The following is a 16,807-nucleotide window of genomic DNA, read 5'->3' as shown; positions in this document are numbered from 1 at the left end:
GAACACCACATCACATACATCTGTGCGAGACATCGGCGCCTCGTGGCATATGCCCGTCCACCAGGGGGTGGGCACATCTGACCGACCCCTCCTCCCTGGGGAGGAGAAGCGGCCACGCACCCGACCGGCAGGCGCGGTACCCGCGGCTCTGTCAACAAGCGCACCGGCGCCACCCCCACAACACGCACTGCCCGCTCCCCCCGGGGCAGCCCATGACCCGCCGAGCCTCACCGCCCACATCATCCCCACCGCCCCTCCCGCACCCGGCCGGCCAAGGAGACCGATGGGCGTCAGCACTCGCTCCGTGCCAGGCCGCCGGCTGCTGGCACTGCCCGGCACCGACGGAAAGCAGTACGTCTACCGCGTGCACGCACCGGGAGACGCACTGCCCGGCGACCTGTTCCGGTCCGCCTTCCCCTGTCATGACGACTCCCGCCACCCGCGTCTACGACCTGTTCGACGCGGCGCGCATCCGGCGGCTCGAAGCGCACCACACCGGCGCCCGGGAGTGAGCCGGGAGTAGCAGGGAACATCCGGAGAAGTACGTCAGTCCAAGGGCGTGAAATCCGCTTACGGGAGCACCGGGAGACCCCATGGCCCCACACCATGCACCCTCGACCCGTCGAACTCCCCGCGAGTGCGCGGCACCCGCCCGGCGAGGACCCGCCCGGCGCCCTCGCGCCCGCCGGGCACGAGCCCGCCCGGCGCTCCTCGCGCTGGCGGTGGCAGCGGCGCTGGCGGTGACCGGGTGCACATCGCAGTCCTCGGGGCCGTCCAAGGTCTCGTCCTCGTCCGGCGGCCCCGCGCCGGGTGACTCCCGAACTCCCTCGCACTCGGCCCCACCACGGAGTCCGTCGACGTCAGCGGCCACCTCCGGGAAGACGCCGGGGGGCGGGTCCGCCTCCGGCGCGGGCCGCACGCCCTCGTCGCGCCCTCCCGGTCAGGGCGCGGGCTTTCCACACTGTTCTCCCGGCACGCTCTCCGCGTCCTTGCGGCAGCTGGAGGCGGCGGCGGGCAACCGTTATGCCGCGCTCGTCCTCACCAACACCTCGGACAGGCCGTGCCGCACCCAAGGCTGGCCAGGTCTTCAGCTCACCTCGGAGGGCGGCGGCCGGATCCCGACGGAAACCGCCCGGGACCGCGCCCATGAAGCGCAGCCCATCACGCTGAAGCCCGACGACCGCGCCTGGAGCCGGCTGCACTGGACCGTCGTGTCCTCCTCCGGAGACGCGGCCGACGGGTCCTGTCCCACGCCGGGCGCGCTGCGGATCATCCCGCCCGACGAGCGCCACTCGCTCGGCACCGGCTGGGACCTGGGCACCGTGTGCGCCAAGGGCCGGATCCAGGCCACAGCCCTGAGCACCGGCGAAGGCCCCGCGCACTGAGGCCTACGGGAAGCCCCGGCACCCCGTAGCCCTCCGTACTGTGGTCGAACGCAGCGGTGGCCGGATCCGGTCTGTCACCGGACCCGGCCACCGCCGTCACTCCGAGCGGCGCCCTCGCGGGCACCCGGGGTTCAATCCTCCTCGGCGAGGATCAGATACAGCTTCTTGCGCGCGTCGTTGACGACTCCGAGGGCCTTCTCCCGCTGCTCGGGCGTGCCGGTGGTCCACGCCTGCTGGAACGCAGAGGCCAAGCCTCCGGCCGCTGTGCGCACCTCCTGCATGGCCTCCCAGTCGACGCCGCGTCCGGCGTCCTCCCATGGCGCGTCCGCTCCGGCCTCCGCCTCGGTCCTGCCCGCCTCGGTGAGCGAGAAGTGCTTCTTGCCGCCCTCGCTCTCGCTGCTGATGAGGCCCTCGTCCTCCAGCAGCTGAAGCGTCGGGTAGACCGAGCCGGGGCTCGGCTTCCACGCGCCCCCGCTGCGTTCGGCGATCTCCTGGATCATTTCGTAGCCGTGCATCGGGCGGTCCTTGAGCAGCGCCAGGATCGACGCCCTGACATCGCCGCGCCGCGCCCTTCCCCGCGGCCCGCCGTGCCCCCGGCCCCGGCCTCCGAAGGGAGGCCCGTCCCCGAAGAACGGGCCGAAGGGGCCGAAGGCCGAACGCCGTCGGTGGTGTCCGCCCGGGCCGCCGTGCGGCCCCGGCCCGCCGGGGCCTCGCCGCTCGCCGGGTCCGAATCCCCGTGCGCCTTTCTCATCTCCGTCGGGAAACATCGCTGACTCCTTTCGCTACACATCCTTGATCAGTCGCGATGCCTCAACGATATATCGGGACGCATCGCATGACAACCCCTGGCTCTCCTCTGCTGAGCTACGCCCTGATCCCCGAGCCGAGCCACCCGTCGGAGCACGTGCCGGGCCACCCACCGAGAATTGGCCGTATCCAGGGCAGACAGATCCTCATACGCTCCAGCGCATGAGGATCCGTACAGTCGACGCCTTCGCCGAGCGCCCCTTCACCGGCAACCCCGCCGCCGTCGTACTTCTCGACGCCGGCCCGTACCCCGACGACTCCCGCCTACAGGCCCTCGCCGCCGAGATGAACCTGGCCGAGACCGCCTTCGCGCGCCCGCTTCCCGACGACGGGGACGCGGACTGGGCGCTGCGCTGGTTCACACCGACGACCGAGGTCCCCTTGTGCGGCCACGCGACGCTCGCCACCGCGCATCTGCTGGCCGCCGACGGACTGCTGCCGGAGGGCGGAACGGTGCGCTTCCGTACGCTCAGCGGGGTGCTCATGGCCACCCGCGACACGGACGGCACCCTCACCCTCGACTTCCCCACCGCACGGCTCAGCCCGATACCCGTTCCCGAGCACGCCCCGGCCGCGCTAGGCGCCCACCTCGTGGCCGCCTGGGACACCGGGAGCCTGGACATGCTGCTCCTGGAGGTCGCGGACGAGAAGACGCTGCGCGGACTCGTCCCGGACTCCGCCGCAGTCACCGCGCTGCCCAGCCCAGTCGTGATCGTCACGGCCCCCGCGGACCATGACGGGTCCGCCGACAGGGGCCACGACTACGTCTCGCGGGTCTTCGGGCCCGCCGTGGGTGTGCCGGAGGACCCGGTCACCGGCAGCGCGCACACCGCACTCGCCCCGCTGTGGTCCGAACGGCTGGGCCGGAACGACCTCACCGGCCTCCAGGCCTCACGGCGCACGGGTCTCGTCCACACCCGGCTGCGCGGAGAGCGCACCTTGCTGGGCGGAAACGCCCTCACCGTCCTGGACGCGCGCCTGGAGGCGGAGCTGTGACCACCGCGCCGTGACCCGGTGCCACTCCTGCCGGGTCACGGCGTGGGCAGCCAGTCCACCTTCCCCGCGAGCAGCGCGTAGCCGACGAAGGCGACGATGTCGATCAGCGCGTGCGCGACCACCAGCGGCCCGACCCGGCCCCAACGCCGGTACAGCAGGCCGAAGACGAGGCCCATCGCCAGGTTTCCCAGGAAGCCGCCGACGCCCTGATAGAGGTGGTACGACCCGCGCAGTACGGCGCTCGCGCACACGGCCGCCGGTACGGACCAGCCCAACTGGTCCAGTCTGCGCAGCACGTAGCCGACCACGATCACCTCCTCCAGCACGGAGTTCTGCACGGCGGAGAGGATCAGCACCGGATACTTCCACCACACCCCGGGCAGCGATTCCGGCTCCACGGTGAGGTTGAACCCGCTTGCCTGGGCCACGAGATAGAACGCGATGCCGCAGCCGCCGATCCCGGCCGCGACGGCGGTGCCCCGGCCCAGGTCGAAGCCGGGCCTGAGCCGGTCGAACCCCGTCGCCCGCAGCCCTCCGGCCCCCTCGCGGCCCAGCAGGTGCGCGACGAGTGCGACGGGCACCAGCGCCGTCACGATACTGAAGAGCTGCCAGGCCAGATCCAGCCATGGGCGCCCCGGCGCCCGCGAAGAGTTGAGCTGCGCCGCCTGGTCGGCCAGGCCGCCGGGCTCGGTCAGGGCCCCGACGAAGTGGATCACCGAGGAGACCCCGCTCGCCCCCAGCGAGAGGGCCAGGACCAGCAGCAGTTCCGTACGCAGCGTCCGCCGCTCCGGCCCGTCCTCGATGAGTGCCGCCCGCGGTGAGGGCGGGTTGTCAGGCGCCTGTGCGCGCACACGAACCTCCAGTTCCGAATGCCGTTCCCATCCCGTTCCCCCGTCCCACGCCTCCGGCCGGCTCCCCGTCCCGCACCGCCCGTACGGGCCCGCTGACCCGGTTCAGCAATCCGGCCTCATCCGTACCCGCATCACGCTAAGGTCACGAAAGCAGGTACGAACAACGCAGGTGCGAACTATGTGCGCGATCGACCGGGGGGACGAGCGCAGTCAAGGTGTGCCGCCCCTCTGCCGTGCCGCCAGGAAGGCTTCCAGGAGGAGCGCCTACGCCATGCCACGTCACAGCTTGCCCGACAACCCCGGTCCGCACGGCGCGCGGGGCCCCCGCGCGCTCGAACACTCGAAGCGGTCCGGCGCGCGCCGCCGCCCCGAGTCCCGGGGGCGGTCGCGTCGGCGCAAGGTCACGCTCGCCACTGCGCTCGTCCTGGTCCTGGGCGCGGGCACCTTCGTCGCCGCGCGCTCGGGCATGCTGCCGTTCGGCGGAGACTGCGACGGCTCCTCCGTCGAAGTGCGGGTCGCCGCGTCACCGGAGATCGCCCCGGCACTGCGCCGGGTCGCCGACGAGGCGCGCGAGAGCGAGACCAAGTCGGACGGGCGGTGTCTGAACGTACACGTGAGCGAGCGCACCGGCGCCGAAGTGGCTGACACGCTCCAGCGCGGCGGCAAGGGAGCGAACGTCGACTACGACGTATGGCTGCCGGACTCCCGGATATGGGTGGACCGCGCCGCCACCTCGGGCCGTGCCCCGTCCCTGGATCCGCTCGGCAATGTCGCCAGCTCGCCCCTCACCCTGGCCGCCGTGCCCTCGGCGGCGCGGCGGATGGGCTGGCCGGGCAAGGCCTACTCCTGGTCGCGGATCGCCTCCGCCACCACGGGGGACAACGATCTGCGCATCGGCAGTGCCGACCCCTCCCGCAGCGCGACCGGCCTGCTCGCCCTGACCCGGATCCGTGAGGCCACCGTCAAGGAGGGCGGAAAGGACTCGGGGACCGAGGCGGCAGCCGCGGCCAAGCAGCTGGCCGAACGAACCGCGCCGGGCGACTCCCAGGTGCTGGCCACACTGCCGCGCGACAACTCGGGCGCCGAACTGGGCAATCCGCAGCGCAACCAGGCCCTCGTCCTCTCGGAGCAGGCCGCCTTCGCCCACAACAGGAGCCGGGGCGACACCCCGGGGCTGCGGCTCTTCTACCCCGACACCTCCAAGAACGGGTCGACGGCCCTGGACTACCCCTACACCCTCGTCAACAGCAAGAAGCTGGGCACCACGACGAGCCGGGCGGCGCTCCGCTTCCAGACCCTCCTCGGTGGCAGCAAGGGCAAGCGGGCCCTGGCCGCGCACGGCTTCCGGCCGGCCGGCGGCCAGGCCGGTGAGAGCCTCGCGCGTAGGGCTGGGGCGCGCGCCCCCCAGCCCTACACCGCGACCCCGGGCGAGCCTCCCTCGGCCGATAACGTCCGGGCGGCGCTGGGCATGTGGACGATCACCGTGCAGAGCGCCAGGTTCACGCTCGTCGTGGACTCCTCGGCGTCGATGGCGGCACCGGTGCCGGGCCGTGACGGACAGTCACGGATGGATGTCAGCAAAGCCTCGCTGATACGGGGCCTTTCGCAGTTCACCCCGCAGGACGAGGTGGGGCTGTGGGAGTTCTCCACGCGCCTCAAGGGCAAGAAGGACTACCGCGAGCTGGTGCCCCCGGACCGCCTGGGTGACCGCGACGACGACGGTGTGACGCAGCGCGACAGGCTGACCGGCGCCTTCGGCAAGATGAAGCCCATCCCCGGCGGCGCGACGGGCCTGTACGACACAGCACTCGCCGCCTCCCGCGAGGCTCGCCGGGGCTACGCCCAGGGCAGGTTCAACGCCGTCGTGCTGCTCACCGACGGCGCCAACGAGGACCCCGGCAGCATTTCGCGCCAGGAGTTGGTCACCGAGCTGGAGGAGATGGGCGATGGCAAGCCGCCGGTGCCGCTGATCGCGATCGCCGTGGGTCCCGACGCCGACGAGAAGTCCGCCAAGGAGATCGCGAAAGCCACGGGCGGCTCGGCGCACCAGGTCAACGACCCGGCGCAGATCCACGCGGTGATCCTCAAAGCCGTCATGGAGGCGGGCAGCCGAAGCTGATCCGCTACGGCCCTTCGGCCCAGGTGTGCACGGCTCCGCCCTCGGCGACGCGTTCGCAGTACGCGCGCGTCACGGCGGCCAGCGCCTTGTCCCGGTCCAGGCCCGCCTCCAGCGCGCGCCGGTAGGCCCCCACCTGCCACGAGGCGCCGTTGACGCGCAGCCGGCAGCGCTCCTCGATCACCGAGAGGTAGTGGTCCCGGTCGGCCGGCGCCACGCCCCAGGCGTCGAGTCCGGCCGCGGCGAGCGGCAGCAGTTCCTCGCGCACCAGCCGAGTGGCGGGCATGCGCACCATGCCGGGTCCCCGGCCCGAGCGCGGCCACCACAGCTCGGCATCGATGCCGTGCCGGCAGGCCGCGTCGAAGTTGCGCGCCGCGTCCCCGAACGGCATCCGGGTCCATACCGGCCGCTGCTCGTCGGCCAGCGCGCGCACCAGCCCGTAGTAGAAGGCGGTGTTGGCCAGCACGTCGGTGACCGTCGGCCCGGCGGGCAGCACCCTGTTCTCCACCCGCAGGTGCGGCGCACCGTCCATGACTCCGTAGACGGGCCGGTTCCAGCGGTAGACGGTGCCGTTGTGCAAGGTCAGCTCGGACAGGGAGGGCGTGCCCCCGGCCGCGAGCACCTGCTGCGGGTCCTCCTCGTCGCAGATGGGCAGCAGCGAGGGGAAATAGCGCAGGTTCTCCTCGAACAGGTCGTAGGCCGAGCTGATCCAGCGCTCGCCGAACCACGTGCGCGGGCGCACGCCCTGGGCGCTCAGCTCGGGCGGGCGGGTGTCGGTGGCCTGGAGGAAGAGCGGCACCCTCGACTCCCGCCACAGCTCATGGCCGAACAGGAAGGGGGAGTTGGCACCCAGCGCGATCTGCACGCCGCTCACCGCCTGCGCCGCGTTCCACACGTCGGCGAACCGGCCGGGGGTGACCTGAAGATGGAGCTGTACGGAGGTGCAGGCCGCCTCGGGGGCTATCGACTCCGAGGTACAGGTCAGATGCTCGACGCCGGCGATGTCGAGGGCGACTTCCTCGCCGCGCGATGCCATGATCTGGTCGTTGAGCAGCGTGTAGCGGTCGCCCTCCGTGAGGTTGGCCAGCGTGAGATCGCGATTCGTGAGGGTCGGGAGAATTCCGATCATGACGATGCGCGCGTTCACCTCGCGCGCTTGCCGGTCCGCGTACGAGAGACCGGTGCGGAGTTCTTCGGCGAGCTGGTCGAATACCCTCCCGGAGAGCGCGTGCGGCACAATATTCACTTCCAGATTGAACTGTCCCAGTTCTGTCTGGAAATCTCGGCAGGCGATGTGCTTGAGAACCTCCGCATTCACCATCAACGGCTGTCCGCCGGCGTCGGCGAGATTCAGCTCGATCTCCAGCCCCATGAGATTCCTGGGACGGTCGAACCTCTTCTCCTCCAGGAGCTGCGCCAGTCCCCGCAGACACTCGCGCAGCTTCTGCCGGTAGCGCTGGCGGTCGGACAGGTCGAACCTGCCGGCCACGACCTTCTCTCCCATCGGAGGGTTCCTCCCCTGTTCGTGGTTCGGTCCGGGCGTGCGGTCCGAGCGTGCACCGATGATGCCCCTCATCGCGCCGGATAACGCCTGCGAGTGCTGACTCGGAGGTCAACTGCCGCTAGGCTGGCAGGTGACGCACGGCACATTCCTTCGGCATACGGCGGGGCCGGGTGCCCTTCGCGTGCGTCTCGTGAAAAACACCGACGACATCAGGCCGACCGCGATTCGAGTGGAATCCAAGGTCATTGGGGCCTCCTTGTCGTCGCAGCAGGTGAAAAGCCTGCCGATTCGGCCGATTATGCCCTTACGGGAAACACCGGAGTACGTTAGCGGAAACCCCACTCGAACACATCTCGTATAAACTCCGCGAACGAGGCAGAGACTTGGCGCCCCCGGCTTGCTCCTGTCGACGCCCCCGCCGCGCCCGCGGCCACCCCTGCGCCGACACAGTCGTCCGCGCCCCCGCCGAGCACCATATGTCTCCGAAGAGAGGCGACCCGCCATGCCGCTTCACGTACCCCCGGCCCCAGCCCCCGCCCTGCGCAGTGTCCTGACCGCTCTGAGCTCTCCCACTGCGGTCCGCGGTACCCGCGCCCCGGCAGCGCTGCGCGCCGCCCGGGGTCCTCTGCGACCCGAACTTCCGCTTCCGGCGCACGAGATGGTGCACGTCGGTCCACGTACCACCGAGCAGCGCGCCGCCGCGCTCCGCGAGGGCGACCCGGGGACAAGCGGGCCCCGTACCCGTCTGACGGGCTGGCGCTTCCTGGTGCGCGACACCGGCGCCGAGCAGGGCGACACCCGGTCCCCGGCGCCGCACGCCGGTACGGCCGAGGCGGTCCTCACCCCGGACGGCTGGGCCTTCGGCCAGTTCCGACAGGGTCCCTACGTGATGTCCACCGTGCGCGCGCTGCGCCAGGCCGAGGCCCTGCCCACGCCCTACCAGCCACGTCTGCTGTCCGTCCCCGAGCTGTACATGCTCACGCTGTGGCTGCACCGCGACATCTCGGCGGATCCCTCGGCCGGCTCGCCCGACCCGGCCGACCTGCTCATCCCGCTGGCGCCCGCGCCTCCCGGCATCGCCCCGCACCAGCCTCACCGCGTGGACGCGCTGCTCCCCGTGCTGACCCGCAGGCTGGTCGCGGCTCCGGCGTCCCTGCTGCGCACGCCCGCGTGAAACGCCGTCTGTCCTGCGGCGCGGCCGTGCGTGTCCGTGCGACCCTCCGGATGGACTAGTCCTATGGGCCGGGTGAACCCCCCAAAGTGACCGTGTCGTTGGGCGCAACCGCCCGCCCGGGTGACGCGTCTGTGCGGTTGGGAAAGTGCTGACGCGAAATCCCTGCGGATTCGAGCCAGCGGCGGAACACTGGGGGACGGACCGGAATTACGGGGGATCGGCTATGGGCATCCAAAGCCGCAGGACAGACGCCACCACACGACGGAAGACGACACCGACAATGTGCAAGCACCAGCCACCGTGCCCGACAGCGGACTCAGCAGACAGGGAGGCCGCGCAGCCCGTGGCCCACCACCCCGAGCAGGGATGGAGCCTGCTGTGCAACGGGGTCCTGCTCTTCGAGGACACAGGTGAGCTGCTGCCGGACGGCCAGATCATCGCTCCGCACCGGCCGCTCGGTACGCACCACATCACCACAGCCGCCTGACGAGCGGGCTTCGAGCCAACGTCACAGAACATCCAGGGCCGGCCCGGCGTCCCGCCGCACCGGCCCTGACATGTGCCCGGCCCTCACCCGCCTCCCCGCAGGCCCGGGCCGTGGGTCAGTCGTCGTACTCGGCCACCGGCGGGCACGAGCAGACGAGGTTGCGGTCACCGTAGGCACCGTCGATCCGCCGCACCGGCGGCCAGTACTTGTCGGCCGCCCGCACCCCCGCCGGGAAGACCGCCTCCTCGCGCGGGTAGCCCTGCTCCCACTCGCGTCCGAGCATGGCCGCGGTGTGCGGCGCGTTGCGCAGCGGGTTGTCCTCCGCGCCCCACTCCCCCGAGCCGACCCGCTCGATCTCCGCACGGATGGCGATCATCGCCTCGCAGAAGCGGTCGAGTTCCGCCAGGTCCTCGCTCTCAGTGGGCTCTGTCATCAGCGTGCCCGCGACCGGGAAGGACATCGTCGGCGCGTGGAAGCCGTAGTCGATCAGCCGCTTGGCGACGTCGTCGATGCTCACGCCGGTCTGTTTGGTCAGCGGCCGGACATCGATGATGCACTCGTGCGCCACCAGCCCGTTCGGCCCCGTGTAGAGCACCGGGTAGTGCGGCTCCAGGCGCTTGGCGATGTAGTTGGCACTGAGCACCGCCACCTGTGTCGCCCTGCGCAGACCCTCGGCGCCCATCAGGCGGACGTACGCCCAGGAGATCGGCAGGATCCCGGCCGAGCCCCAGGGCGCTCCGGAGACGGGACCGATACCGGTCTCCGGGCCCGCGGCGGGCTGGAGCGGGTGGTTGGGCAGGTACGGCGCCAGGTGCTCGCGCACCCCGATCGGGCCGACGCCGGGCCCGCCGCCGCCGTGCGGGATGCAGAAGGTCTTGTGCAGGTTGAGGTGGGAGACATCGGCGCCGAACCGCCCCGGCCTGGCCAGCCCGAGCAGCGCGTTGAGGTTGGCGCCGTCGACGTACACCTGGCCGCCGGCGTCGTGCACCGCGGCGCAGACGTCGGTGATGTGCTCCTCGAACACGCCGTGCGTCGAGGGGTAGGTGACCATCAGAACGGCCAGTCGCTCGCCGTGCTGCGTGATCTTCTCCCGCAGATCGTCCACGTCGACGTCACCGTTGTCGCTGGTCTTGACGACCACGACCTTCATGCCCGCCATCACGGCGCTGGCCGCGTTGGTGCCGTGCGCCGAGGACGGGATGAGGCAGATGTCGCGCTGCGCGTCGCCGTTGGCATGGTGATAGGCGCGTACGGCCAGCAGCCCGGCCAGCTCGCCCTGGGAGCCGGCGTTGGGCTGGAGGGAGACCTTGTCGTAGCCGGTGACCTCGGCGAGCCGGTCCTCCAGCTCGTGGATCAGCGTCAGATAGCCCTCGGCCTGCTCGGCCGGCGCGAAGGGGTGCAACCCGCCGAACTCGGGCCAGGTGACCGGCTCCATCTCGGTGGTGGCATTCAGCTTCATGGTGCACGAGCCGAGCGGGATCATGCCCCGGTCCAGCGCGTAGTCCCGGTCGGCGAGGCGGCGCAGGTAGCGCAGCATCGCCGTCTCGGAGCGGTGTTCGTGGAAGACGGGGTGGGTGAGGTACTCGTCGGTGCGCAGCAGGCCGGCGGGGAGCGTGTCCTCGGTGGCCGCGTCCAGTTCGTCGATGTCCACGGCGCCGGCGGCGAGGCCGAACGCCTTCCAGACGGCCGTCAGTTGCGCGCGGCCCGTCGTCTCGTCGCAGGCGATGCCGACGTGGTCCTCGTCCACCTGCCGCAGATTGACCCCGTCCTCGCGGGCTCGCCCGGTCACCTCGGCGGCCCGGCCGGGTACGCGTGCCGTGACGGTGTCGAAGAAGGCGTCGTGCGCGAGTTCGACCCCGCCGCCGCGCAGCCCGGCGGCGAGAACGGCGGCGTAGCGGTGCGTACGGCGGGCGATCGCCGCCAGCCCGTCGGGACCGTGGTAGGCCGCGTACATCCCGGCCATCACGGCGAGGAGCACCTGCGCGGTGCAGATGTTGCTGGTGGCCTTCTCCCGGCGGATGTGCTGCTCGCGGGTCTGGAGGGCGAGCCGGTACGCCTGCTCGCCGTCCGCGTCCTTGGAGACGCCGACGAGCCGTCCGGGCAGACTGCGGGCGAACTTCTCGCGCACCGCCATGTAGCCGGCGTGCGGCCCGCCGAAGCCCATGGGTACCCCGAAGCGCTGGCTGGAGCCGACGGCGATGTCGGCGCCCAGCTCACCCGGCGAGGTCAGCAGGGTCAGCGCGAGCAGATCGGCGGCGACCGTGACGACGGCGCCCAGCTCGTGCGCGCGTTCGACGACGGCACGCGGGTCGCGCACGGCACCGGAGGCGCCGGGGTACTGGAGGAGCACGCCGAAGACGCCGCGCTCGACCACCTCCTGCGGGATGCCGTCGCCGAGGTCCGCGACGATGATCTCGACGCCGGTCGGCTCGGCCCGGGTGCGCAGCACGGCGACGGTCTGCGGCAGACAGTCCGCGTCGACCAGGAAGACGCCGTCCTTGACCTTGCCGACCCGGCGGGAGAGCGACATCGCCTCGGCCGCCGCCGTCGACTCGTCCAGCAGGGAGGCGCCGGAGGTGGGCAGCCCCGTGAGGTCGGCGACGACGGTCTGGAAGTTGAGCAGCGCCTCCAGCCGCCCCTGGCTGATCTCCGGCTGGTACGGGGTGTAGGCGGTGTACCAGGCCGGGTTCTCCATGACGTTGCGCAGGATCACCGGCGGCGTGAAGGTGCCGTAGTAGCCCAGACCGATCATCGAGTGCAGCACCTGGTTGCGCGCCGCGAGGGAGCGCAGCTCCGCCAGCACCTCGGCCTCACCACGCGCCTCGGGGAGTCTCAGCTGCTCGGTGCTCTTGATCACGTCGGGCACGGCTGCGGCCGTCAGCTCGTCGAGCGAGCCGTAGCCGACCTGGGCGAGCATCTTGGCCTGCGCGGCACTGTCGGGGCCGATGTGGCGGCTCTCGAAGGGGGCGCCACGCTCCAGCGAGGAGAGCGGGATGCGGTGGGAAGTCATCTGCGGGGGCCTCCTGGTCTCTGCGACCTACGAGGGGCACCTGTCACGGGTGCCCGGACGGCCTCCCCCTCTGTCATCTCAACCTGAGAGTTTCACCGGTCCGCCCACATGCCGGACGGCCCGGCTTTCACCGTCGGTGAGGAGGGGCATCGGCGCTGGTCCGGGCCCGCCCTGCTTTCCAGAGTGACCTCGTCCGCGCGGTACGTGAGCCTGAGAGATTCCGGGGAGGAGTTGCTCCTTCGGCGCCCCCGGCACTCACCGGAGGACTCTCCCGCACGGGGTCGACAGCCGTTTATGAGCTTATCAGCGGCCCCTCGAGCAGCGACCCGACGTGCACTCAAGTGGCCAATCCCGGAAAAGTGCCGTTTCGTTGTGGGTACACGACTGATTCGTTGTGGGTACACGCATCCCCGGCGACTGCTCACCGTGGGAGGGAGACACCGTGCAGACCGACATCGATCCGCGGAGCCTGATCGGCCGCAAAGCGTACGACCGCGAGGGCACCAAGATAGGCACCGTGGACGAGGTGTACCTCGACGACGCCACAGGCGCACCCGAGTGGGCAGCCCTGCGCACCGGCCTGTTCAGCAGGGACGCCTTCGTGCCGCTGGAGCCGAGCAGCCTGGACAGGGAAGGGCTGCGCGTCCCCTTCGAACGGGCCCTGATCAAAGACGCTCCTGACTTCGGGGTGGGCCGCCATCTGTCCCCGCAACAGGAACTTCAGCTCTACCACCACTACGGGCTGGACGTGCCCGTGGGAGGCGAGGCCCCGGTCCCTCCGGACCACGACTTCGGACGGGTTGCCGGCGCCGGGGACTGATCTGCCCGCCCCCCGCTGCCGGACGCGCCCTCGCGCCAGGCCAGCACCGCCGCGATCTGGGCGTCCAGCATGCGCGGCTCGGCCGGCTCCAGGTCCGGGTCGTCCACGGAGAACGTCCGCACCCTGCCCGGCGGCGAGTCGGGCTCCTCGAAGCGGACGGTGACCTTCCCGACGCCGCTGCCCTGCACCCAGCCCCTGCCGTGCTCGGCATGCCGTACGTCCCGCCCGGGAATCCACTGCCGGTCGGCGAGCACCACCGGCTCGTGCGCGCCGGACAGCGCGCTCTCCTCCCCCGCGCCCGCCGCTTCCTTCGTAGCCTCCGCGGCCTCCTGCGCCGCCTCGGCCTCCGCCTCGCTGCGCGCGGCCTGGGCCTGGGCGAACAGATCCTCCTGTGTGAAGTCGGCCAGGCCGCTCACGGCCACGCCGAGCAGCCGCACGCCCGCCGTCGTGTCCACTCCCTCCAGCAGCCGCTGTGCCGACTCCTTGACGACCCCGGGGTCGTCGGTGGGGCCACGCAGGGTCTCGGATCTGGTGAGCGTGGAGAAGTCATAGCTGCGCACCTTGATCACGACCGTCCGGCCCGAGCGCCCGGCCGCTCTCAGCCGCGTCACGCAGCGCCCGGCGAGCCGCTCGACCTCCAACCGCACCCGCGTACGGTCGGTGAGGTCCACGTCGTAGGTGTCCTCGACGGAGACCGACTTCGCGTCCCGCTCGGCCACCACCGGCCTGTCGTCGGTCCCGTACGCCATCGCGTGCACGGAGGTGCCGTGCGCCTTGCCCAGCAGCCGCAGCAACTCATCCACGCCGGCCTCCACCACCTCACCGACGGAGGTGATCCCGGCTCTGCGCAGCGTCTCGGCGGTTGCGGGGCCCACCCCGGGCAGGGTGCGCACGGTCAGCGGCGCCAGCATCTCCCGCTCGGTGCCGGGCTCTATCAGCACCAGCCCGTCGGGCTTCGCCTGCTCCGAGGCGATCTTGGCCAGCATCTTGGACCCCGCGAGCCCGACAGAGCCGCTGAGACCGGTGGCCGCACGGATGTCCGCCCGCAGCCTTTCCCCCACCTCACGAGCCCCCTGCGGGCCGCCTGAGGTCCCGTCGAGCGCCTCCCCGGCCTCCAGGTCGACGAACGCCTCATCGAGGCTCAGCGGCTCCACCAGAGGCGACAGACGGTGCAGCAGCTCCATGACCACGTCGCTGACCGCCCGGTAGACCCCGAAGCGGGAGCCGAGATACGCCGCGTTGGGACACAACCGCCTCGCCTGCGCCGTGGGCATCGCGGAATGCACACCGAAGCGTCGCGCCTCGTACGACGCCGTGGAGACCACCCCGCGCGGGCCCAGCCCTCCGACGACCACGGGCTTCCCGCGCAGGCTGGGCTTGGATGCCTGCTCCACCGCGGCGAAGAAGGCATCCATGTCCAGATGCAGGATGGTCGGCTGGCTCCTCACGTCTGCCGATGCTGCCGTACGGGTCTGACAATCTCAGCCCGCGCGGTTGCGACGGCGCGCCAGCTCGTCCTCGGGATGGTGTCCGACCAGGGTCTCCCCCGTGTCGACCCGCTCGCCGTGCAGCTGCGAGAGCGCGCCCTCGACGTCCTTCCAGACCACACCCACCGCGATGCCGAAGACGCCCTGCCCGCCCTGGAGCAGGTCGACGACCTCGTCGGGCGAGGAGCACTCGTAGACGGTGGCGCCGTCGCTCATGAGCGTCATACGGGCCAGGTCGGTCCTGCCCCGCGAGCGCAGGTGGCGGACGGCGGCGCGGATGTTCTGGAGAGAGACCCCGGTGTCCAGAAGACGCTTCACGATCTTGAGGACGACGATGTCCCGAAAGCTGTAGAGCCGCTGGGTGCCGGAGCCGTACGCGGGCCGGATGCTGGGTTCGACCAGGCCGGTGCGAGCCCAGTAGTCGAGCTGCCGGTAGGTGATGCCCGCCGCCGTGCAGGCTGTGGGCCCGCGATATCCCACCTCTTCCGGCGCGGCGTCCGCCGGGGGGTCGTCCGACGAGGGGTCCGCCGGTGGAGTGGACGGCCGCCCCGGGGGCACCTCCCGGCCGGAGGCTGGGGGAGGGCCGTCGGGTGGGGACGAGTCGCCAGCCGCCGTACCTTCGCCGCCGGTGCTTGTCACGCCGACCTCCGTCCTTCACATCCCGGGTTACCCCCGGAACCTGCCCACATGAAGGTAGGCAGTCACTCCGGGTGCGTCAACGATCGCCACACTCGGCATGGCGAGTGATAATGCCCCACAGGGTGGTTTCGCGCACCCTTGGTCCGGGAATGGCTGGCCGAATGGCCAGGCCAGGATGAAGCCAGGTCTCCGGTAGGGGCGCCGCGGCCCCGGCGGGGCTACGGACGCCATCCGTCACTGGCTGCTGGTACCGAAGTCCTCGGGAGAGATCTGGTCGAGGAACTCGCGGAACTTCTCCACCTCGTCCTCCTGCTCGTCCGGGATCGCGATCCCGGCGTCGTCCAGCACACCGTCACTGCCGTAGATCGGCGTTCCCGTGCGCAGGGCGAGCGCTATGGCGTCGGACGGACGTGCGCTCACTTCGACTCCGCTGGCGAAGACCAGCTCGGCGTAGAACACGCCCTCCCGCAGATCCATAATGCGGACCGCGGTCAGCTCCTGACCCACTGCTTCCAGGACGTCCTTGAACAGGTCATGGGTGAGTGGGCGTGCGGGGGTCATGCCCTGCTGGGCGAAGGCGATCGCCGTCGCCTCCCCCGGGCCGATCCAGATAGGGAGGTAGCGGTCGCCTCCCACTTCTCGCAGGAGCACGATCGGTTGGTTGGTGGGCATTTCCACCCGGACACCCACGACGTCGAGCTCATTCACACAGCAACCCTAGGCCGTGCCGCGCCTGTTTGGGTAGTCGGGCAGCCTTCCGGTGAGGGCATCCGTGTGCCGAATCAGTCACCGCGCGGGTGCAGGGCGGACTGCACAAGGGCCGCGTGCAGCCGTACGGAGAGCCCCGCGAGTTCCTGTGCGGTGCTCTCGGCCCGGGCCCTGGTACGGGGATCAGGGTGCCGCCGCAGGGGTGCCACAAGCTGCTCCACGAGGTCCGCCTGGCGCCCGGCAGCCGCCTTCATGGCCCGCAGGTGGCGCGGTTCGAGCCCGAAACGGCCCAGCTCGGCCACCAGCCGGGCCACTGTGACCTCCGTCAGCTCATAGGCCCCGTCGGAGGCGGCGCCGACCAGGCCGTACGACTCCCACTCCGCCAGCTCCTCCTCGTCCACCTCGGCGACGGCCAGCAGCTCCTTGCGCCCTATACGCACGGCAGGAGCCGGAGGCGTCACCTCCGGCTCCTGGATCTCGCGGGTGGGGGCGGGGACCGCCGGCAGCGGCTCGCCTCTGCCGAGGGCGTCGAGATGCTCCCTGATGACCTTGAGGGGCAGGTAGTGGTCCCGCTGCATTCTCAGGACATAGCTGAGCCGCTCGATGTCCTCGGCTCGGAACTTCCGGTATCCGGAAGGGGAACGGTCCGGCTCCACCAGGCCCTCCGCCTCCAGGAAACGGATCTTGGAGACGGTGACCTCGGGGAACTCCTCACGAAGCGCCTGGAGCACGGCGCCGATGCTCATCGGACCGCTCTGCCCGGCGGCGGTGCCCGGAGAGGCACCGCCCGACGGTGTGTGCAGCATGAGCCTTCCCTGCGGGA

Annotated in this window: 15 protein-coding genes and 1 riboswitch; of the genes, 7 read left to right on the top strand and 8 right to left on the bottom strand. The window is 71.2% G+C overall.

Annotation, left to right across the window (positions count from 1 at the left end; all coding sequences use genetic code 11):
- Positions 1-606: 606 nt before the first annotated feature.
- Entirely contained in the window at positions 607-744 is a 138-nt protein-coding gene (locus OHB04_RS38215; protein ID WP_326693150.1) for a hypothetical protein, read from the top strand.
- Entirely contained in the window at positions 723-1,385 is a 663-nt protein-coding gene (locus OHB04_RS38210) for a DUF4232 domain-containing protein (protein WP_326809595.1), read from the top strand. Before OHB04_RS38215 ends, OHB04_RS38210 begins: the two co-directional genes overlap by 22 nt.
- 131 nt (positions 1,386-1,516) lie before the next feature.
- Here OHB04_RS38210 and OHB04_RS38205 read toward each other — a convergent pair whose 3' ends face one another.
- Positions 1,517-2,152 carry a PadR family transcriptional regulator gene (locus OHB04_RS38205; protein ID WP_326692214.1) on the bottom strand — a complete coding sequence of 212 codons (636 nt, stop codon included), beginning with the start codon at positions 2,150-2,152 and terminating at the stop codon, positions 1,517-1,519.
- Between the two features lie 202 nt (positions 2,153-2,354).
- Here OHB04_RS38205 and OHB04_RS38200 point away from each other — a divergent pair, with 202 nt between their 5' ends.
- Positions 2,355-3,188 (top strand): PhzF family phenazine biosynthesis protein, encoded by an 834-nt coding sequence (locus tag OHB04_RS38200; RefSeq protein WP_326692213.1) that lies wholly within the window; start codon positions 2,355-2,357, stop codon positions 3,186-3,188.
- A 35-nt stretch (positions 3,189-3,223) separates the two neighbouring features.
- On the opposite strand, the gene OHB04_RS38195 is transcribed toward OHB04_RS38200, so the two are convergent.
- Entirely contained in the window at positions 3,224-3,991 is a 768-nt protein-coding gene (locus OHB04_RS38195; RefSeq protein ID WP_326693100.1) for a CPBP family intramembrane glutamic endopeptidase, read from the bottom strand.
- 319 nt (positions 3,992-4,310) lie between these two features.
- On the opposite strand from OHB04_RS38195, the gene OHB04_RS38190 reads away from it, so the two are divergent.
- The gene (locus OHB04_RS38190) at positions 4,311-6,158 is read left to right on the top strand and encodes a substrate-binding and VWA domain-containing protein (protein ID WP_326692212.1); all 1,848 of its coding nucleotides are present in this window, start codon (positions 4,311-4,313) and stop codon (positions 6,156-6,158) included.
- Positions 6,159-6,162: 4 nt separating this feature from the next.
- On the opposite strand, the gene OHB04_RS38185 is transcribed toward OHB04_RS38190, so the two are convergent.
- A complete protein-coding gene (locus OHB04_RS38185) occupies positions 6,163-7,659 on the bottom strand; it encodes a glutamate--cysteine ligase (RefSeq protein WP_326692211.1) in 1,497 nt (498 codons plus the stop codon).
- Positions 7,660-8,161: 502 nt separating this feature from the next.
- Here OHB04_RS38185 and OHB04_RS38180 point away from each other — a divergent pair.
- Together OHB04_RS38180 and OHB04_RS38175 are read left to right on the top strand one after the other, a co-directional pair.
- On the top strand, positions 8,162-8,833 hold the full coding sequence (locus tag OHB04_RS38180) for a hypothetical protein (RefSeq protein ID WP_326809259.1): 672 nt from the start codon (positions 8,162-8,164) through the stop codon (positions 8,831-8,833).
- 280 nt (positions 8,834-9,113) lie between these two features.
- Positions 9,114-9,320: a DUF5999 family protein gene (locus OHB04_RS38175; RefSeq protein ID WP_326692209.1), complete on the top strand. Its 207-nt coding sequence runs from the start codon at positions 9,114-9,116 to the stop codon at positions 9,318-9,320.
- Positions 9,321-9,435: 115 nt separating this feature from the next.
- Here OHB04_RS38175 and gcvP read toward each other — a convergent pair whose 3' ends face one another.
- The gene (gcvP, locus tag OHB04_RS38170) at positions 9,436-12,330 is read right to left on the bottom strand and encodes an aminomethyl-transferring glycine dehydrogenase (RefSeq protein WP_326809258.1); all 2,895 of its coding nucleotides are present in this window, start codon (positions 12,328-12,330) and stop codon (positions 9,436-9,438) included.
- Positions 12,331-12,518: 188 nt separating this feature from the next.
- Positions 12,519-12,614: riboswitch (glycine riboswitch) on the bottom strand.
- Between the two features lie 158 nt (positions 12,615-12,772).
- Between gcvP and OHB04_RS38165 the strand changes: the two genes are divergently transcribed.
- The gene (locus OHB04_RS38165; protein WP_326809257.1) at positions 12,773-13,150 is read left to right on the top strand and encodes a PRC-barrel domain-containing protein; all 378 of its coding nucleotides are present in this window, start codon (positions 12,773-12,775) and stop codon (positions 13,148-13,150) included.
- Here the strand turns inward: OHB04_RS38165 and OHB04_RS38160 are convergent.
- The 4 genes from OHB04_RS38160 to ftsR form a co-directional block, all read right to left on the bottom strand.
- Positions 13,066-14,598: a DNA polymerase IV gene (locus OHB04_RS38160; protein ID WP_326809256.1), complete on the bottom strand. Its 1,533-nt coding sequence runs from the start codon at positions 14,596-14,598 to the stop codon at positions 13,066-13,068. The genes OHB04_RS38165 and OHB04_RS38160 overlap by 85 nt on opposite strands.
- Positions 14,599-14,631: 33 nt before the next feature.
- On the bottom strand, positions 14,632-15,117 hold the full coding sequence (locus OHB04_RS38155) for a MerR family transcriptional regulator (protein WP_326693099.1): 486 nt from the start codon (positions 15,115-15,117) through the stop codon (positions 14,632-14,634).
- Positions 15,118-15,510: 393 nt separating this feature from the next.
- On the bottom strand, positions 15,511-15,984 hold the full coding sequence (locus OHB04_RS38150; protein WP_326692205.1) for a bifunctional nuclease family protein: 474 nt from the start codon (positions 15,982-15,984) through the stop codon (positions 15,511-15,513).
- 74 nt (positions 15,985-16,058) lie between these two features.
- Positions 16,059-16,790 (bottom strand): transcriptional regulator FtsR, encoded by a 732-nt coding sequence (gene ftsR, locus OHB04_RS38145; RefSeq protein WP_326692204.1) that lies wholly within the window; start codon positions 16,788-16,790, stop codon positions 16,059-16,061.
- Positions 16,791-16,807: the final 17 nt, after the last annotated feature.

It is taken from the genome of Streptomyces sp. NBC_01775, from assembly GCF_035917675.1.
Taxonomy (GTDB): Bacteria; Actinomycetota; Actinomycetes; order Streptomycetales; family Streptomycetaceae; genus Streptomyces.
This window is presented reverse-complemented; position numbering and strand designations above follow the sequence as displayed.

What these genes read in the sequence shown, in the direction of transcription:
- OHB04_RS38205 (WP_326692214.1), bottom strand. Translation starts at nt 2,152, where the DNA reads ATGTTTCCCGACGGAGATGAGAAAGGCGCACGGGGATTCGGACCCGGC.
- OHB04_RS38180 (WP_326809259.1), top strand. Translation starts at nt 8,162, where the DNA reads ATGCCGCTTCACGTACCCCCGGCCCCAGCCCCCGCCCTGCGCAGTGTC.
- OHB04_RS38175 (WP_326692209.1), top strand. Translation starts at nt 9,114, where the DNA reads ATGTGCAAGCACCAGCCACCGTGCCCGACAGCGGACTCAGCAGACAGG.
- OHB04_RS38190 (WP_326692212.1), top strand. Translation starts at nt 4,311, where the DNA reads ATGCCACGTCACAGCTTGCCCGACAACCCCGGTCCGCACGGCGCGCGG.
- ftsR (WP_326692204.1), bottom strand. Translation starts at nt 16,790, where the DNA reads ATGCTGCACACACCGTCGGGCGGTGCCTCTCCGGGCACCGCCGCCGGG.
- OHB04_RS38185 (WP_326692211.1), bottom strand. Translation starts at nt 7,659, where the DNA reads ATGGGAGAGAAGGTCGTGGCCGGCAGGTTCGACCTGTCCGACCGCCAG.
- gcvP (WP_326809258.1), bottom strand. Translation starts at nt 12,330, where the DNA reads ATGACTTCCCACCGCATCCCGCTCTCCTCGCTGGAGCGTGGCGCCCCC.
- OHB04_RS38200 (WP_326692213.1), top strand. Translation starts at nt 2,355, where the DNA reads ATGAGGATCCGTACAGTCGACGCCTTCGCCGAGCGCCCCTTCACCGGC.
- OHB04_RS38215 (WP_326693150.1), top strand. Translation starts at nt 607, where the DNA reads ATGCACCCTCGACCCGTCGAACTCCCCGCGAGTGCGCGGCACCCGCCC.